At 45.4% G+C, this 659-nt stretch carries 1 protein-coding gene; it reads right to left on the bottom strand.

What is annotated here, in order from left to right:
* Nucleotides 1-659: EF-Tu/IF-2/RF-3 family GTPase (locus tag C9J45_RS21445; RefSeq protein WP_255418473.1), on the bottom strand; the 659-nt coding region annotated here is incomplete at its 5' end.

The following is a 659-nucleotide window of genomic DNA, read 5'->3' as shown; positions in this document are numbered from 1 at the left end:
TTATGCAATGATAGTTGCAACAACACCAGCACCAACTGTACGGCCACCTTCACGGATAGCAAAACGTAGACCTTCGTCCATCGCGATAGGTGCGATTAGAGTAACAGTCATAGCGATGTTATCACCAGGCATTACCATTTCAACGCCTTCTGGTAGCTCGATAGTACCAGTTACGTCAGTTGTACGGAAGTAGAACTGTGGACGGTAACCTTTGAAGAAAGGAGTGTGACGACCACCTTCATCTTTAGAAAGCACATAGATTTCTGAAGTGAAAGTTGTGTGTGGAGTGATTGAACCTGGCTTAGCAAGTACTTGACCACGTTGAACTTCATCACGCTTAGTACCACGTAGAAGAACACCAACGTTCTCACCAGCACGACCTTCGTCAAGAAGCTTACGGAACATCTCAACACCAGTACAAGTAGTTGTAATAGTGTCTACGATACCAACGATAGCAACTTCGTCACCAACTTTGATGATACCTTGCTCAACACGACCAGTTACAACAGTACCACGGCCTTGGATTGAGAATACATCTTCGATTGGAAGAATGAATGGACGATCGATTGCACGCTCTGGCTCTGGGATGTAGTTATCTAGAGCTTCTGCTAGTTCAACAATCTTGTCTTCCCACTCTTTCTCGCCGTTTAGAGCGCCTA

This window comes from Photobacterium sp. GB-1, assembly GCF_003026165.1.
Lineage (GTDB): Bacteria > Pseudomonadota > Gammaproteobacteria > Enterobacterales > Vibrionaceae > Photobacterium.
This window is presented reverse-complemented; position numbering and strand designations above follow the sequence as displayed.